The sequence below is a fragment of the Ruegeria sp. SATB045 genome (genome assembly GCF_059613525.1).
This window is the reverse complement of the sequence record NZ_JBXWSR010000028.1, coordinates 40,690-56,929: the sequence shown is the minus strand read 5'-3', so window position 1 is coordinate 56,929 and position 16,240 is coordinate 40,690. Positions and strand designations below refer to the sequence as shown.

General features: G+C 58.0%; 15 protein-coding genes. 2 read left to right on the top strand and 13 right to left on the bottom strand.

Annotated features, from left to right (window positions below; all coding sequences use genetic code 11):
• Positions 1–58: 58 nt before the first annotated feature.
• From AC2FNR_RS15435 to AC2FNR_RS15400, 8 genes are all read right to left on the bottom strand, one after another.
• Positions 59–1,282, bottom strand: coding sequence for a saccharopine dehydrogenase family protein (locus AC2FNR_RS15435; RefSeq protein ID WP_496849888.1), 1,224 nt, complete (start codon positions 1,280–1,282; stop codon positions 59–61).
• Positions 1,283–1,305: 23 nt separating this feature from the next.
• Positions 1,306–3,195 carry a biosynthetic arginine decarboxylase gene (gene speA, locus AC2FNR_RS15430; protein ID WP_496849886.1) on the bottom strand — a complete coding sequence of 630 codons (1,890 nt, stop codon included), beginning with the start codon at positions 3,193–3,195 and terminating at the stop codon, positions 1,306–1,308.
• 102 nt (positions 3,196–3,297) lie between these two features.
• Positions 3,298–4,380 (bottom strand): DUF1513 domain-containing protein, encoded by a 1,083-nt coding sequence (locus tag AC2FNR_RS15425; RefSeq protein ID WP_496849884.1) that lies wholly within the window; start codon positions 4,378–4,380, stop codon positions 3,298–3,300.
• 3 nt (positions 4,381–4,383) lie between these two features.
• A complete protein-coding gene (locus AC2FNR_RS15420) occupies positions 4,384–5,397 on the bottom strand; it encodes an imelysin family protein (RefSeq protein ID WP_496849882.1) in 1,014 nt (337 codons plus the stop codon).
• Positions 5,394–6,935 carry a di-heme oxidoreductase family protein gene (locus AC2FNR_RS15415; RefSeq protein ID WP_496849880.1) on the bottom strand — a complete coding sequence of 514 codons (1,542 nt, stop codon included), beginning with the start codon at positions 6,933–6,935 and terminating at the stop codon, positions 5,394–5,396. Before AC2FNR_RS15415 ends, AC2FNR_RS15420 begins: the two co-directional genes overlap by 4 nt.
• The gene (bfr, locus tag AC2FNR_RS15410) at positions 6,895–7,380 is read right to left on the bottom strand and encodes a bacterioferritin (protein WP_170751522.1); all 486 of its coding nucleotides are present in this window, start codon (positions 7,378–7,380) and stop codon (positions 6,895–6,897) included. The genes AC2FNR_RS15415 and bfr overlap by 41 nt, the downstream gene beginning before the upstream one ends.
• The gene (locus AC2FNR_RS15405) at positions 7,328–7,621 is read right to left on the bottom strand and encodes a (2Fe-2S)-binding protein (RefSeq protein ID WP_496850331.1); all 294 of its coding nucleotides are present in this window, start codon (positions 7,619–7,621) and stop codon (positions 7,328–7,330) included. Before AC2FNR_RS15405 ends, bfr begins: the two co-directional genes overlap by 53 nt.
• 124 nt (positions 7,622–7,745) lie before the next feature.
• Positions 7,746–9,008, bottom strand: a complete 1,263-nt coding sequence (locus tag AC2FNR_RS15400) for an imelysin family protein (protein WP_496849878.1) — start codon at positions 9,006–9,008, stop codon at positions 7,746–7,748.
• A gap of 354 nt (positions 9,009–9,362) precedes the next feature.
• On the opposite strand from AC2FNR_RS15400, the gene AC2FNR_RS15395 reads away from it, so the two are divergent.
• Positions 9,363–9,722 (top strand): hypothetical protein, encoded by a 360-nt coding sequence (locus AC2FNR_RS15395; RefSeq protein WP_496849876.1) that lies wholly within the window; start codon positions 9,363–9,365, stop codon positions 9,720–9,722.
• Positions 9,723–9,770: 48 nt separating this feature from the next.
• Here the strand turns inward: AC2FNR_RS15395 and AC2FNR_RS15390 are convergent, their stop codons facing one another.
• The 5 genes from AC2FNR_RS15390 to AC2FNR_RS15370 form a co-directional block, all read right to left on the bottom strand.
• A complete protein-coding gene (locus AC2FNR_RS15390; RefSeq protein WP_496849874.1) occupies positions 9,771–10,772 on the bottom strand; it encodes an endonuclease/exonuclease/phosphatase family protein in 1,002 nt (333 codons plus the stop codon).
• Positions 10,769–11,815 carry a sn-glycerol-3-phosphate ABC transporter ATP-binding protein UgpC gene (ugpC, locus tag AC2FNR_RS15385; protein WP_496849872.1) on the bottom strand — a complete coding sequence of 349 codons (1,047 nt, stop codon included), beginning with the start codon at positions 11,813–11,815 and terminating at the stop codon, positions 10,769–10,771. Before ugpC ends, AC2FNR_RS15390 begins: the two co-directional genes overlap by 4 nt.
• Positions 11,816–11,826: 11 nt before the next feature.
• Entirely contained in the window at positions 11,827–12,720 is an 894-nt protein-coding gene (locus AC2FNR_RS15380; RefSeq protein WP_480483418.1) for an ABC transporter permease subunit, read from the bottom strand.
• 11 nt (positions 12,721–12,731) lie between these two features.
• The gene (locus AC2FNR_RS15375) at positions 12,732–13,613 is read right to left on the bottom strand and encodes an ABC transporter permease subunit (protein ID WP_496849870.1); all 882 of its coding nucleotides are present in this window, start codon (positions 13,611–13,613) and stop codon (positions 12,732–12,734) included.
• 74 nt (positions 13,614–13,687) lie between these two features.
• Entirely contained in the window at positions 13,688–14,992 is a 1,305-nt protein-coding gene (locus AC2FNR_RS15370; protein ID WP_496849869.1) for an extracellular solute-binding protein, read from the bottom strand.
• Positions 14,993–15,210: 218 nt separating this feature from the next.
• Here AC2FNR_RS15370 and AC2FNR_RS15365 point away from each other — a divergent pair, with 218 nt between their 5' ends.
• Entirely contained in the window at positions 15,211–16,224 is a 1,014-nt protein-coding gene (locus tag AC2FNR_RS15365) for a LacI family DNA-binding transcriptional regulator (RefSeq protein ID WP_496849867.1), read from the top strand.
• Positions 16,225–16,240: the final 16 nt, after the last annotated feature.

The following is a 16,240-nucleotide window of genomic DNA, read 5'->3' as shown; positions in this document are numbered from 1 at the left end:
CCCCCGAGGTATTTTTAGCCAGATGAAGCAGGGCGGCCGTGGGGGCCGCCCGCGCGGATCAGAAGGTGACCGGGCCGTCGAGTTCGTGGACCTGCCACGGCAAGCCGTGGGTGTTCAGCATGTCCATGAAGTCATCAGGATCGAGCTGTTCCATGTTCCAGACGCCGGGCTCGGTCCAGTTGCCTTTCAGCACCTGGGCCGCGCCGATCATTGCTGGAACGCCGGTGGTGTAGCTAACGGCCTGGCTGCCGACCTCGGCGTAGCACTCCTCGTGGTCGCAGATGTTGTAGATGTAGAAGGTCTTTTCGCCTGAGCCATCCTTGGCCTGACCTGTGGCGATGTCGCCGATGCAGGCTTTGCCCTTGGTTTCCGCGCCCAGATCGCCGGGATCGGGCAGCAAGGTTTTCAGGAACTGGATCGGGATGATTTCCTTGCCGTCATGCATCACCGGATCGATGCGAGTCATGCCGACGTTTTCCAGCACTTTGGCGTGCATGATGTAGGCGTCGCCGAACGTCATCCAGAAGCGCGCACGCTCGATCTCGGGGAAGTGGGTGCTGAGGCTCTCCAGTTCCTCGTGATACATCAGGTACATGTTCTTTGGGCCGATGGCGGGGAAGTCGAACTCGACCTTATGGGTCATGGCGGGGGAGTGTTTCCACTCACCACCTTCCCAGTGGCGGACTTCGGCCAGCACTTCGCGCAGGTTGATTTCCGGGTTGAAGTTGGTGGCGAATTCCTGATCGTTGCTGCCGCCATTGGCGTCCAGAACGTCGATCTGGCGGATCGTGTCGAGCTTGTGTTTCTTCAGCCATTTGGCGAATACGCTGGTCACACCCGGATCGAAGCCAGACCCGAGAATGGCGGTCAGGCCGGCCGCTTTGAAGCGCTCCTGATAGGCCCATTGCCAGTGGTATTCGAACTTGGCCTCGTCCTCGGGCTCATAGTTCGCGGTGTCGATGTAGTGGATACCGGCCTCAAGGCAGGCATCCATCAGCACCAGATCCTGATAGGGCAGGGCGAGGTTTACGAGGATCTCGGCCCCGGTTTCCTTGATCAGTTTGACCGTGTCTTCGACCTTGTAGGCGTCCAGTTCGGCGGTCTTGATCTCGACCCCAACGCGTTCTTTCACGGCTGCGGCGATGGCATCGCATTTCGATTTCGTGCGGCTGGCGAGAGTGATCTCGGTGAAGATGTCCGAGTTCATCGCCATCTTGTGCACGGCGGCGTGGGATACGCCGCCTGCGCCGACAACCAGTGTTTTGCCACTCAAAGTTCCCATGGGGGTCGTCTCCTCTCAGGGGGTTATTCGTAATAGGTGTAGCCGTTGATGGAGTCGCGATACGCGCTCATCAGGGTTTTGCGGTCTTTGGCCATCAGAGTACCGGTCGAGATCGCCTCGTCCACCATTTTGCGGAAGGCGGCGACACAGTCTTGGGGGTCGAACTCGACATAGGACAGGACCTGACTGATCGTATCGCCCTCTTGTTCATGCAGCAGGTCGAAGCCACCATCGGCGCGCAAGTCGATTGTGACGACGTTGGTGTCGCCAAACAGGTTGTGAAGATCGCCCAGCGTTTCCTGATAGGCACCGACGAAGAAGACGCCCATGAAGTACTCACCGTCCTCGGGCAGGGAATGCACCGGCAGGCTGGGCGAGACGCCGTCGGCCAGAATGAACCGGTCGATCTTGCCGTCACTGTCGCAGGTGATGTCGCTCAGCGCCGCGCGGCGGTCCGGCGTTTCGTTCAGCCCTTGCAGCGGGACGATTGGGTGAAGCTGGTCGATGGCCCAGACATCGGGCAGGGATTGGAACAGCGAGAAGTTGCAGTGGTAGATATCAGCCACTTTCTCAAGCTGGTCGTCCACATCCGTGTCCAGTTCCTCACTGGCCGCCAGCGCCTTGAGGCGGGCCATCAGCGACAGGTAGATACGCTCGGCGCGGGCCATCTGGCGCAGGTCGACATAGCCCCGGCGGAACAGGGCGCGCAATTCGTTGCGGTAAAAGGTGGCGTCGTTCCAGCATTCCTGCAGACGGTCTTGGCTGAGGTACCCGTGAACGGCGGCAAGGTCGGCGACCAGATGGTGATCGTCGGGTTCAACCTCGGGGCCTGTGGGGGCGTCGTAGAGCGTGCTCTCCAGCACGTTGAAGACCAACATCGAGGATGTCGCCACCACCGCACGGCCGCTTTCGGTGACCAGAGTGGGGTGCGCAATTTCGGCCTCATCCATGGCATAGGCCACGGTTTCGACCACATTGGCGCAATATTCCTCGACCGTGTAGTTGATCGAGTTCTCGGCGGCCTTTTTCTCACCGGTATAGTCCACGCCCATACCACCGCCGAGGTCCAGATGGGTCAGCGGTACGCCCTCGCGTGTGAGTTCGGTGTAATACCGGCACGCCTCGCCCACGGCGCGGCGCACATCGTTCACGTCCTGCACCTGCGACCCCAGATGCGAGTGCTGCAGCTTCATGCAATGCAACAGCCCCGCCGCCTTCAGCTTGTCCACCGTGGCGACCAGTTGGTCCGTGTTCATACCAAAGGCCGAGCGGTCGCCCGAGCTTTCTTCCCACTTGCCGCTGATCTGGTTGGTCAGCTTCACCCGGACGCCGATCAGGGGTTCTATGCCCAGCTCGTTATAGACATCGATCACCGTGTCGGCCTCTTTCGGGCTTTCCAGAACGATGACGGTGTTGAAACCGATCTTGCGGGACAGGATGGCCAGTTGGATGAATTCGGCATCCTTGACGCCGTTGCAGACGATCAGCGCCTCGGGGGCCAGACGATGGGCTAGCGCCACGACCAGTTCGGGCTTCGATCCGGCTTCAAGCCCATAGTTGTATTTCTTGCCGAACTCGACGATGCGGTCGACCACCTGTGCCTGCTGGTTGACCTTGATCGGAAACACGCCGCGATAGGGGCCTTTGTAGCCCACGCGTGCGATGGCGTCGGCAAAACTTTCGTTCAGATGCGCGATCTCATGTTCCAGATAGGAACTGACCCGCAGCACCATCGGCGCCTTGATCCCCCGGTCATCCAGATCGGCCAGAATACCCGGCAGGCTGATCGCAGCCGCGTCGGGGACCAGTGGGTTTCGCAGGCCGATCTCGCCCTGCTCTGTCACCTCGACAAGGCCCTTGCCCCATTTCTCAACTCCATAGATGGAATGCGGTGCGTCGGGCGTCTGTTTCAATCAAGTCAGTCCTTTGATCCGTGGGGGTGCGGTTTTGCGCCTGCCCATACGGCAGCAGTTTGATTCGTCCAAGTGTAATCTATGTGACGGGAAGTAACGAAGTTACGCGCAAGTGCCGACCGGGATCAAGTGATTGTCCCAATGGCAGTCTGGGTGGGCTGAGATGCGGACTGAGGAGGTGAAGGCTCCGATCTGCCCGGTTCCGGTGGTAAAGACAAATCCCGTGGGGCCGGGGCCGATGCCGCAGACATCCTCAAGAGTGAGAGCGGCGGTCAGCGCGCCGGTAGTGACGTCGAATTGATGCAACGCATTGCCGCGCGGGCATGTGATGGCGACGCTTTGGCCGTCTCTAGTAAAGGCGATGCTGCCGGCGTAGCCCTGAAGCGTGTTCTGGTCGGCTGCTGAGGCGGCCAACAAGAGGGGGTCCTCGCCGCGCTGGTGTAGACCCAGTAGCGGAGGATGCTGCGTCCTGTCCCCCTGCCATTGCATCGCAAACGCCACCACCCCATCAGACCGCACCGCCACATGGCGGATCGAATTCTTGTGCAGCGCTCTTGGCAGCGTGACCTGCTCTAGCACCGTGCCCGCCAAGTCCAGATAGGCCAGGCTTGGCTGCATCACGGGTAGGTTCAGCTTGGTGCGCCCCGTCTCGGGGTGGGTTTCTATCCCGCCATTTGCCACGACCAGCGTCTTGCCATCAGGCATCAGGCGCACGTCGTGCGGACCAACCCCGCCCGAGGGAAACTCGCCTTGTCGGGAATATGTCGCCGTGTCCCAGACGCCGATCAGACCCGTGCCCGCCTCATAGTCGTTTTCGGTAGTGAAGAGTTGCGAGCCATCCGCTGAAAACACGCCGTGGCCATAGAAATGGCGACCTTCGGGTGCTTTCAGCCGAGCCATCTCAGCACCTGCCGCGCAGTCGATGACCACAGCGAAAGTACCTGGTCGTCGGGCAAACGCGACGGCCTGCGCGCGGGATGGGTGGGCAGCTGCAGCATGGCCACGAGCTGGCAGCGGAAGGGAAAACTGAATGTCACCGTCTACTGCTAGCCCGACAAGCCGGTAGGAGTCGTCTGGAAAGAGCGCAGCGGCTAGAAAATCAGGCGCGCCGACCGCTGCCCAACCGCGCATCGGGACGAGACCTGTAGCCACCAGGCCGGCCAGAAAATGACGTCGGTTGGTCATCCGTCAATCCCCGTCCAATGAGTTGAACCCGGCGCTGATACCCAAAGTCGGGCCTAGCCGAGTTGCGGCAATCTGACGGGAATCTTCGATTGACTGCTGCAAAGCCTCGATACGAAGCCGTCCTTGCGGTGACGACACTCCGTCAAGTGTCGGATCATCCAAGGATTGTGCGCGGAGGATTGCTTTTTCGAATGCACGATTGAGATCGGCCGAAATTTCGGGGTGGTTTGCGGATAGATGTTTCGCCAGGTCTTTCAGTGCGATCAAAGATAGCTCTACGTGCCTCAGCGAGCGGCCAGAGCGACGTGCCTCAGCGCGCTTGGGACGGGGTCGATCGAAAGTCCCCATCGGACGCCCCAAACGTGTTTGGGCGGTGAATTCCAGCCCTGTGACCAGCGATTTAAATAACTCTTGCAGGGCTTCGTCATCCGAGCGGTAAGGGCTGTCGGCACCTGGCTGGAACAATGATGGCGCGTAAACTTTCCATTCTTCCGACATGGCGTTGGCATTGCTGTTGATGTCAGTCGTGATGGCACGAATGAGCGCGCAACGATAAACCTCGGTACCCTGGTCCGAAAAATGAGGTTCGAAAATCATCTGTTCCAAAGCAAAAAATCCGCGACCGGCGATCGAGGTTTCAGCGAAGAGTTCAGGGGTTTCGACAGCGGTGTCCTCCGAAGCAATCAGCCCGGACAACGCTTTGGCTGTGAATCCCTTGGTGTCGGGCCAGAAAGCCAAAGCAAACGCACGATCGTCCACTTCGGATGGACCAAACCTAAGGTGGCTGGCGGAAATCCATTTGTCGAAAGCAGCGTGATAAGCGGCGCGCAGTTCAGACGATTCAGATGTACAATCGGCCTGCGCTGTTGCGGACAGCACAAAGGTCGCCTCTGACAATTCAGAAAATCTGGGCAGTATGTGTTCTTCAGTCAAATCCGCAAGAACTTGCCCACGATCCTGTGCCGACACCACTGCAGGCAGACATATTGATAGGGCCAAAGCGAATTTACGCATCATAGACTCTCTAGAAAGCGGATCAGGGCGTCGCGATCGGGTTTTGGCATGGCAACAACTGTGTCACGAGCGGTCTGTGCTTCCCCTCCGTGCCACAAGATCGCTTCGAGCAGCGAGCGTGCGCGCCCGTCATGCAGAAACTGGGTATGACCCGAAACCTGTTGTGTCAGGCGCACTCCCCACAGAGGAGCAGTGCGCCATTCCCGGCCTGTGGCCCGCGCTTCGGGGCGGTTGTCGGCCAAACCTTCGCCCATATCGTGCAGCAACAGATCGGTGTAGGGCCAGATCAATTGGAAACTGTGCTCGGGGCGGTCTTCCAAGCGGTGAGTCACATATGACGGGGTGTGGCACGACGTGCATCCCGTTTCGTGGAACACCTGTTTTCCGCGGAGAACTTGTGGATCGCCCAAGTTGCGACGCTCGGGCACCCCCAGATTCCTGCTGTAAAAGGTGATCAGGTCCATGCCTTGCTGGTCGATCTCGAAAGTGCGGTCGTCGCCATCGCCATGCGGCGCCTTCACGCAATTCACCTGCAATTCAGTGCAATCGCCGTGGCCAGCAGGATAAAGCGGGCTTGAAATTCCGATATCTCCGGCAAAGGCCGCTGCCGATTGCTCCATGATCGTGGGCATTCCGGCCTTATGGCCAAAGCGGCCCATCATGGGCTGCGCATATTCTGTGGCCCAAACGATATTGGGTCGCCCGGAAATGCCGTCTCCGTCTGCGTCGTCGGGATCGGCCTTGGCCAGTAGGTCTTCGACCGGAATCGCTTCCAGCAATCCCAAGCCGATCATTTGTGGCGCGACCCGCGGGCTAAGCATGGCCTGAGGGTGTAACGGCCCGTAACCCAGATCTGCGGCGACATATGTCGGCTTGCGCAGCGTGACAGTTTCGCCATCTGCAAGCGTAACGGGGACGTCCTCATAGGTGATGTCCAGCCGGTATTCTGCCGGATGGCCGGGCAGTGCCAGATCCTGCATCTGCCCGCCATAGTTTGGTTCAGGTTGCGTGGCGATGTAATCTTCGATCTCGGTAGGGTTGGCCCCGCCGGGGATCGATATGCGCAGGAACATCGACACGGCACTGTCATTCAGCCCATTTGGCGTATGACCGCGCCCGTCTTTGATGTGGCATCGCTGGCACGACCGCGCATTATAGAGCGGGCCCAGCCCATCTGACGCCAATGTCGATGACGGAGAAGAGACCCAGAGCTTTTTAAAAAGCCCATTGCCGACCTTGAAGTCCAGCTCCTGTTCGAACTCCAGATTGCCTGACGGTTGCGAAAACGCGTCCGCATCCGTGCGCAAACGAACAGTCGCCGCCCCTGCGGGCAACTCTTCGAACTGTTGCGGTGCGCTGAAATCTTCAGGCGGGGCGGTCACTTTGGCGATCCGCGCGGCCTCGTCTTCGGTTCTCGGCAGAAAGTTGAGGTGAAGGTCCTGCAATTCGCCGGACAGTGAGGGGGTGGCCGCCAAAGCCGCCACCGCCAAGATCGAAAGTTTACTCGCCTTCGTCCATTTTCGATGCGTTGAGATGCGCATAATTGGCTTCGCCAATCCTTTCATACAGATCAAGCTGCGTTTCGAGGAAGTCGATGTGACCCTCTTCGTCGCTGATCAATTCTTCAAACAGGGACATGGTTACGTAGTCCCCGGCTTCGCGGCAGTATTCGCGGGCCTCAACATACAAAGCGCGCGCGTCGTGTTCGGCGGCCAGATCGCATTCCAGCGTTTCTTTGGGCGTTTGTCCGATCCGGAGAGGGTCCAGCTTTTGTAGGTTGGGGTGGCCTTCCAGAAAGATGATCCGTTCGATCAGCTTGTCTGCGTGGCCCATCTCTTCGATGCTTTCCTCGCGGCTTTTCTTGGCCATATGGCCAAGACCCCAATCTTCCTGCAAACGGTAGTGCAACCAATACTGGCTGACCGCTGTCAGCTCATGCCGCAGGGATTTGTTGAGGTATTCGATTACTTTGGGGTCGCCCTTCATCTGCACTCTCCTGTGATACTTCGCTGCGCAACGCGCGAAGTTGCATGGGGACTTCCAGCTTATCGCTGGAACGCATCGTGTCTAGGAAAAGTGGCATGCATCCGCCACAATCCGCTGATTTTCCAAGGGCATGATAGATTTTGCCCGGGGTGATCACTGCATGGGTGTCCGACGCGCGCATCCAGTCGATCGCGGCATGGATTTCGGTGTCCGAGATGTTCGTGCAATGGCAAACGATCATGGCATGGTGCCTTAGGCTGCTAATCTGACTATAATAGTAGGTTAATTGGCAGTAGTCCTGCGTCATACTGTCATTCAGCTCTCAAAAGCCCGAGAGGCGGCGGTGAGCCGCCTCTCGGCCAAGGTCACTGAAATACTGCGTTCGGGTTATCCAGACTGTCCGAACCTTCGATGCTGATCTGATCCAGCTCCAGCGTCGCAACGATCCGTTCGATCGTTTTGGTCTGGTCGACCAGACTGTTCACGCCGCCCATAATCAAGGCCTCGCCACCTTCGTTGCCGCGTTCCAGCATCTGGTCATAGGCAAAACCGGCTTCAGCAGTCGATTTGATCAGGCCCAATGCCTGCATGGTGTTGGCCAGCTTAACCTTCATCTCTGCGTCCAGCGCCGGGTCGGTCGCGGTGACCAGATCAGACAGCGACGCGCCCGAAATCGGCGTTCCGTCGATCCGGGTGTAGCTGCCCAGATAAACGTTCTGGATGCCCAAGCCGTCGTAATAGTGGCTGTTATGGGTGTTGTCAGAAAAACAATCATGCTCTTCTTCCGGGTCATTCAGCATCAGGCCAAGACGCATCCGCTCGCCCGCCTGTTCGCCATAAGACAGCGAACCCATACCAGTTAGAATTGCGCTGACACCTGCAGCTTCGTTTTCGGTCAAAGCAACGCGCGCATCACCACCTTCGGCCCACTGGGTTGCCATCCACTCCAGATCGCTGACCAACAGGTCGGTGGCTGCGCTTAGGTATTGACCGCGTCGGTCGCAATGTCCGCCGGTGCAGTCGTCACCTTGGGCATAATCGGTCCACGGACGGTCACCTGCGCCAGCATCATGGCCGTTCAGGTCCTGACCCCACAAAAGAAACTCGATCGCGTGGTAGCCAGTGGCCACGTTTGCCTCGATCCCGTCTGCTTCGTGCAGGGTTTCTGCCAGCAATTCAGGTGTGATTTCCGATGCGTCGATTGTTTCGCCCGACAGCGTAAAGCTTGGATTGGCGATGACGTTCAGTGCTGCAAGCTCGTTTTCATCCGACGGCCCGCCGTAGGCGGCATCGACATAGTCGATCAGACCTTCGTCCAGAGGCCACGCGTTCACCTTGCCTTCCCAGTCATCAACAATCGCGTTGCCAAAGCGGTAGACCTCGGTCTGTTGATAGGGAACACGGGCGGCGATCCATACCGCGCGGGCAGTGTTCAGGGTTGCATCTGACGGGTTGGCAATCAGCGCGTTCACTGCAGATTGCAACGTCTGGGCTGCAATCAGGCTGTCTTGATACTTGGCTTCGGCAATATTGGCGTAAGTGGTCAGAACATCAGTTTTCGCCGGGGCAGCGACCGCAGAAACGGCGCAAAGTGTCAGTGCGCTTGTGGTTGCAATCAATCTGGTCATTGGGGGCAGGTCTTTCATCTCAGAAATTCAGGTCCGGCGCCACGAAAGCGTCGGCTGCCTGATAACTGAGTGAATTAGTCGACTATGTCAACCTGAGTTTTACTGTCAGGTATTTGGGTGTGGAGACTTCCCCAAATATAGTGGGCTTCCATCTTCAAGGCCGCACCTGTAGGAGGTACTACCAGTTTAAGTTAAAGTTAGTTGATTGGTTTTTTTGTGCGTAGGATTTGTTTTTCGACTGTTTTAGCGGCACTGTCGTTTTTATTTTTCAGCCAGGCTGGTCCGGCAACAGCGTGGCGCGATAGAGAGCCGAGTGGTGAAGCAGTTCACTCTGGTTCCCGCCTTCTGATATCCATGACAGTCGCCACTTTTGATGTGCTAGGGGACGTCTCCGCCAGTGGGGTTGCAGACGACAACGCGCTGATCGCTCGGGCGATCTCGGATTTGTCAGACCCTCATGGATTTTTGGGCCTTCCGGTCGAGGCCGAGTGTTCAGTAACGTCTGCGCGTGTGGTTCTTTCGGGTCACGGGCTAGGTCGCGGGACCTTGGTGGCCGGTGATGTTTTGGATTTGAAGTTCGAAGCGAAATATGAAGTTGCGTGTAAGGATGCAGCTGTGTTGAAGCGCCTTGGGGAAACTCTTACCCCTTTTGCCAACGCTAAAGGTTTCAGCATCCATATGGCAGATGCGGGTCTATCCTTGCAAAGCTCCTGAAGTGCGGGGCCAAGCTGGGCGTCAGGAATTACTTCGCCCGGCTCAGTCTTAAAAGGTAATGCGACTCCAGACGCAGTCATGATCCGAGAGTGGCTTTCCATCTTTTGATATGGACGTCACGATACCTGTCTCTAACGGGGTCAGTTTCCGACCAGCCAGCCAGTCCAGTTTCATCTGACGTTCGGGATGCGGCGTGATAAGGCTGGGGCGTGTGGTGAAACCCGGCGCGGTGAAACCCCAATCATAGCCCTGAGATTCGGCCAATCCGAACAGGGTTTCGTCCCTCCAATCAAAGGCGGGGGGTATATGATTGCCGGTGTTCAGGTCTCCTCCGATCAGAACGGGCAGACCGGGCGCGAATTCGTCTATAGCTCGCAACAGCTTCTGGAATTGACCGAAACGATGCGCAGCATCAGCATTGCTTTCCAGATGTGTGGACACCAGGCATACAAGCCCGCGGCCGTATGGAACCACCGCAGCGATCGCCATGCGACCTCCGATTCTTGGCTGCTCTGGGTCAGCGGCGCCGGAATCGGTGCAGAACCAGTGTCCGTGATCGTCCAGTCGAATAAGCGCCGTACGTTCGAACGGAACCGAGGACAAGATCGCGTTGCCATGCCAACCGAGAGAATTGGTAGCGTCCGTGCAATAGGCGCGTTCGGTTGCTCCGCCCAAACCAAGCTCGTGAAACTCGACCCCGAAAGCATAGGTCATGCCAAGTGCGCTCGCCATTGCCTCGGTCGTGTGCCGTTGCGCCGTGCGGGCCATGCCGTGGTCTACTTCGGACAACAGAACGACATCAGGAGAGACACTTTGCAGATGCGCGGCCGTCTCTTCCGGAAACAAACAGCGCTCAACGTTCCAGGCGGCGACCGTGAATTCTGACGGCAACTGGTCTGCCTTAGGTGTTCCACCGACCTGGACAGCATTCAATGCCGGAAGATCACCAAGCAAATGGCGGTGTGATTGCGCCGTGCGATCCGCCGACAGGATTGCGGCCCGCTGGTTCGGTGAAACCGCAGGTAGCGTCGCAAGGGTTTGAGTAATCACAGGCGCAGCCCCGTATCCTTGTCGAACAGGCGCAGTGCTTCGGGCTTCAACTTGATCCGTGTTTCACCTGTATGGGCTGTATCTTCTTTACCAATCATGACCGAGAACGGCTGGTCATCGATCCGCCCGTGCAGCAGGCGATGAGCGCCCAATTCCTCAAGGATATCGACGTGAAACTTCACCTGGCCTTGGGCGTCTAGCTCTACATCTTCGGGGCGTATTCCCATTGTGATCGGGCCGCTAAACGCCTCAGGGGCGACCATTAACGCGTCATACCCATTTATTTTGACCTGTTTCTGATCGATTTCAGCCCGGATCAGGTTCATCGGTGGTGCCCCCATGAACGAGGCCACGAAGGTCGAGGCGGGGTTGTGGTAGATTTCCGACGGCGTGCCGATCTGTTCGATCCGGCCCGCGTTCAGGACGATGATCCGGTCGGCCATCGTCATCGCCTCGACCTGATCATGGGTCACGTAGACGGCTGTGGTGCCAAGGCGGCGTTGCAGGGCCTTAATCTCGATCCGCATCTGGTTGCGCAGCTTAGCGTCGAGGTTCGACAACGGTTCATCAAACAAGAACAGCGCCGGGTCACGCACTACGGCACGGCCCATGGCGACGCGCTGACGCTGACCGCCCGACAGCTGCGCTGGTTTGCGGTCCAGATACTCGGTCAGGTTCAGCATCCGGGCTGCGTCTTCGACCTTGGCCGCGATCTCGGAGGCCAGGGTGCCGCGATTCTTGAGGCCATAGCCGATATTCTTGCGCACCGTCATATGCGGATATAGCGCATAGTTCTGGAACACCATCGCAATGTCCCGGTCCGCCGGATCCACGTCATTGACCACCCGGTCGCCGATCTTCAGTTCACCTTCGGTGATCTCCTCCAACCCCGCAATCATCCGCAGCAGGGTGGATTTGCCACAGCCCGAGGGGCCGACCAGCACGACAAACTCGCCGTCCTGAATGGTGAAGCTGGTGGTCTGAACCGCCTGAAAGCCGTTGGGATAGACCTTGCGGATGCCCTCTAATGAAACCTGAGCCATGCGCGTATTCCTTATTTGTCGGATTCTGTGAGGCCCTTAACGAACCAGTTTTGGAAAAAGACGACGATCGCCACGGGTGGGATCATCGCGACAATGGCCAGCGCCAATGCCTGCCCGTGTTCTGGGATCTGACTATCTGTGTAGGACAGCACGATCTGTTTGATGCCCCGGACCAGGGTGAAAAAGCTCTCATCCGTCGTGATCAGTGTCGGCCACAGATATTGGTTCCAGCCAAAGACAAACATGATGATGAAGATCGCAGCGATCATGGTCCGGCTAAGCGGTACAAGGATATCGACAAAGAACTTCCATGGGCCTGCGCCGTCAATCCGGGCGGCCTCGGCCAGTTCCTCGGGGACGGACATGAAGAACTGACGGAAAAAGAACGTGCCGGTTGCGGATGCGATCAGCGGTACGATCAGACCGGTATAGGTGTTTGTCAGGCCCAGTTTCTGGATCGCCTCGTATGAGGGCAAGATGCGGACTTCAAGCGGCAGCAGAAGCGTGGTGAAGATGACCCAGAAAGCCAGCGTCGCGAACCGCAGACGGAAATAGACGATGGCATAGGCCGCCATCATCGAAATCACGATTTTGCCCACCGCAAAGCCGATGCCAAGGATGAACGAGTTCATCAGCATCAGCGTGCCATCCACCGTCTGGGTGAACCCACCCTTTTCGAACATGGCGGCATGGAAGTTCTTGCCCAGATCGTCGCCCAGCGTCAGCTGCAACCCCTCGCGGTGGATCGTCACCGCATCATGGCTGGCTGTGGTCAGCGCCAGCAGCGGTGGTATCATCATCAGCAAAGCGCCTAGGATCAGGACGGTGTGATCGCCGATCGCGCCCCATTTGATGCGGCGGGGACGATGGGTTTCAACGGGAGTTTCGAGTGTTGTCTCAGCCATGTCCAAAGCCCTTACGTATAGTGAATCCGGCGTTCCACCAGCCGGAACTGAAACACGGTCAGCAAAAGAACCAGCACCATCAGGATGACCGATTGCGCCGATGATCCGCCCAGGTCGTTGCCTCGAAAGCCGTCCAGATAAACCTTGTAGACCAGCGTCATCGGGTTGTTGCCCGGCTCGCCCTTCATCAATGCGTCGATGATGCCGAACGTGTCGAACAGGGCGTAGGTGATGTTGATGATCAGCAAGAAAAATGCGGTGGGGGCCAGCAGCGGGAAGGTCACCTGCCAGAACCGTCCGGTGGCGGATCGGTTGTCGATCATCGCGGCCTCGCGCACCGATCGGGGGATGGACTGCAGGCCGGACAGGAAAAAGATGAAGTTCACCGGGATCTGCTTCCAAACGGCCACGATGACCATAGCGGTGGCGGTGGCGTTGTAATCCACGCCCAGTTTGAAATCCCACCCGAACATCTGAAAGAACTTGGTCAGCGGTCCGGTGCTTTGATCAAAGAACAGGATACCCATGAAGCCGGCGACCGGCGGCGCGATGGCATAAACCCACATCAGCAGCGTGCGATATGTCTTGGCGCCTCGGATTACCTTGTCTGCCTTCACGGCCAGCAACAGCGCGATGGCCAGAGAGAAGAACGTCACCAGAACCGAGTAGATGATCGTAAATCCGGCGACACGCTTGTACTGGTCGTTGCCCACAAGCGACGTGTAGTTCTCGCCACCCACAAAGGTCGAGCCAAACCCGAAAGGGTCCTGCAGATACAATGAGGATTGCAGTGCCCAGCCCGCAGGCCAGTAGAAAAAGATGGCGATGATCACCAGCTGTGGAAGCAGTAGCGCCACAGGCAGCCAGATATTGTCGAAGCCCGCACGTTTCATTGAGTGGTCCAGTAAGAAAAAGAGCGATGGCCGCGCAGTGACAGCGCGACCATCCCTGGGGGTGATACGGGTGCTTAGCCCTGGGTCTTGGCGAAGCGGGCCAGCAGTTCGTTGGCTTCTTCTTCGATAGTTTTGAACGCGGTTTCCACGTCGGTTTCACCGGTCAGGATACGGCCATATTCGCGGTTCATGATGTCGCGGATCTGCACGTAAAAGCCCATGCGGTAGCCCTTGGTGTTGTCGCCCGCTTTGGCCTGCAGCTGGTTGACGCCCACTTCGGCGGCCGGGAAGCGATCATAGTGGCCGTCCGCCTTGGCGGCGTCATAAGCGGCCTCGGTGATCGGCACATAGCCGGTTTCCTGATGCCAGAAATACTGGGTTTCAGGCGCGGTCAGGAAGCGGAAGAATTCGGCCGTGGCTTTGTTCTCCTCGTCCGATTGGCCGGACATGGCAAACAGAGCGGCACCACCGATGAAGGTCTGTGTGGGCTCGGCGGTCACTGCTTCCCAATAGGGCAACCCGGTCGCGCTGAATTCGAACGGCAGATCTTTCTGCAGCAGGCCGCCGAACGAGCCCGAAGAACCCAGCCACATGGCAACTTTGCCTTCCTCGAACGGCTTGGCGTTGTCGCCCCAGCCGGTGCCGTACCATTCGAACAGACCGTCGTCTTTCCATTCGGACACAGCGGTGAAATGCGCTTTGATCGCGTCGTTGTTCACCAAAATCTGCGTGTCGGTGCCGTCATAGCCGTTGTTGTTGGTCGCAAACGGCAGGTTGTGGCGCGACATGAAGTTTTCGGTGAAGATCCAGGGCAGGTGCGACTGGCTCAGCGCGATGTAGCCTGCGTCTTTCAGCGCGGGGGCGGTTGTCGCCTGGAACTCTTCCCAGGTTTTCGGCGGGGTAACGCCCGCCGCTTCCAGCGCGTCCACGTTGTAGTACAGGATCGGCGTGGAAGAGTTGAAGGGCATCCCGATCATCTTGCCGTCGCTGTCGGCATAGAAATAACGCACACCGGCGATATAGTCGTTGATGTCGAAGTCGACGCCATTATTGGCCAGAAGGTCCTGAACCGGGATGGTTGCGCCCTTGGCTCCGATTACGGTCGCGGCACCGGCGTCGAACACCTGCATGACGTTGGGCTGTTCGCCCGCGCGGAAGGCGGCGATACCTGCAGTCAGGGTTTCTTCGTAGCTGCCTTTATAGACCGGAGTGATCTTGTATTCGTCTTGCGAGGCGTTGAAATCCTCGGCCAGTTTATTGACGGTTTCGCCCAGCTGGCCGCCCATGGCGTGCCACCATGTGATCTCGGTTTCGGCAAAGGCCGCGGTCGCGGAAAACGCGACAGCCGCAGCGGTTGCGCAGAATGTCAGGTTGGTCATGTCTCTCTCCGGTTTGGTGGTTCCCGCGCTTGCGGCCAACACACCAGTTCGCGGGGCTGGTGCCCCTTGCAGCATAAAAAAGCAGAGCAAACGGACACGGTCCGCTTGCGAATGCACAGTGTGTGCACACGTGGTCACATACGCAGTTCCTGTGACAGTTCGGTGAAAGATTTATTGCAATATTGACAAATTATATGGAAACGGAGGACAGCTTGGGGGTGGCTGACGACAACAGTAAACCTGCCGAAAGGCCCCGCCGTGTAACGGCGCAAACCGTCGCTGACGCCGCCGGGGTTTCGCGGTCTGCCGTGTCGCGCGCGTTTACTCCGGGCGCGTATCTTGATGCGAGTAAGCGGCGGAAAATTCAAGAAATTGCGACACATATGGGGTATCAACCAAATGCGTTGGCCGCAGGGTTGAAGGGCGGACGCTCGCATCTTGTGGCGGTGTTTATTGGCAATATGCGCAGCGCGTATGACTCGGAATTCGTGCATCGCTTGGTCGGTCGATTGAATGCTTTGAACAAGTGGCCGGTCCTGATTGATGGCGAAGATGATCGGGCCGGCTCCGCCATCGACCAGGTGCTCCGCTACCCGCTGGACGCTTTGATTCTGCGCGGCGGCAGTATGCCTGAGTCGGTAGTGACGCAATGCAGTAAATTCGGCGTCCCAATGATCTCATCAGGGCGCATCGTAGATGCATTGGGCGTAGACAATGTATGCTGCAGAAACGCGCGAGGTATGCAGATAGCGACTCGGGTTTTGGTTGATCGCGGTCGTCAACGATTTGGCTATATAGCGGGCGCAACAGGGTTTGGGTCCTCCGCTGACCGCAAAGCTGGCGTGATGCAAGCGCTAGGGGATGCCGGTCTTTCTTTGGTGGCAGAAGAGGTCGGGGAGTTCACAGTTGAAGCAGGATACCGTTCAGCGATGAGGATGCTTGAAGCCCACCAGCTGGACTCGTTGATTTGTGCCAATGACGCAAGCGCCATCGGTGCCCTGACAGCGGCGCGAGAACTTGGCTTGGATGTTCCGGGATCTTTATCGATTGTAGGCTTCGATGACATTGAAATGGCGGGCTGGCCTATGTTTAACCTCAGCACAGTAAACAATCCAATTGACGAGGCTGTCGAGCAGGTCATCTGGCTGCTAGAGCGGCGTCTCGCCGACCCGGCAAAAGAAAGTGAGACAGTGTTGATTGACCCCTTCTTCGTTCCGCGCGGGACACACTGAAACGTGTGGGAAGAAA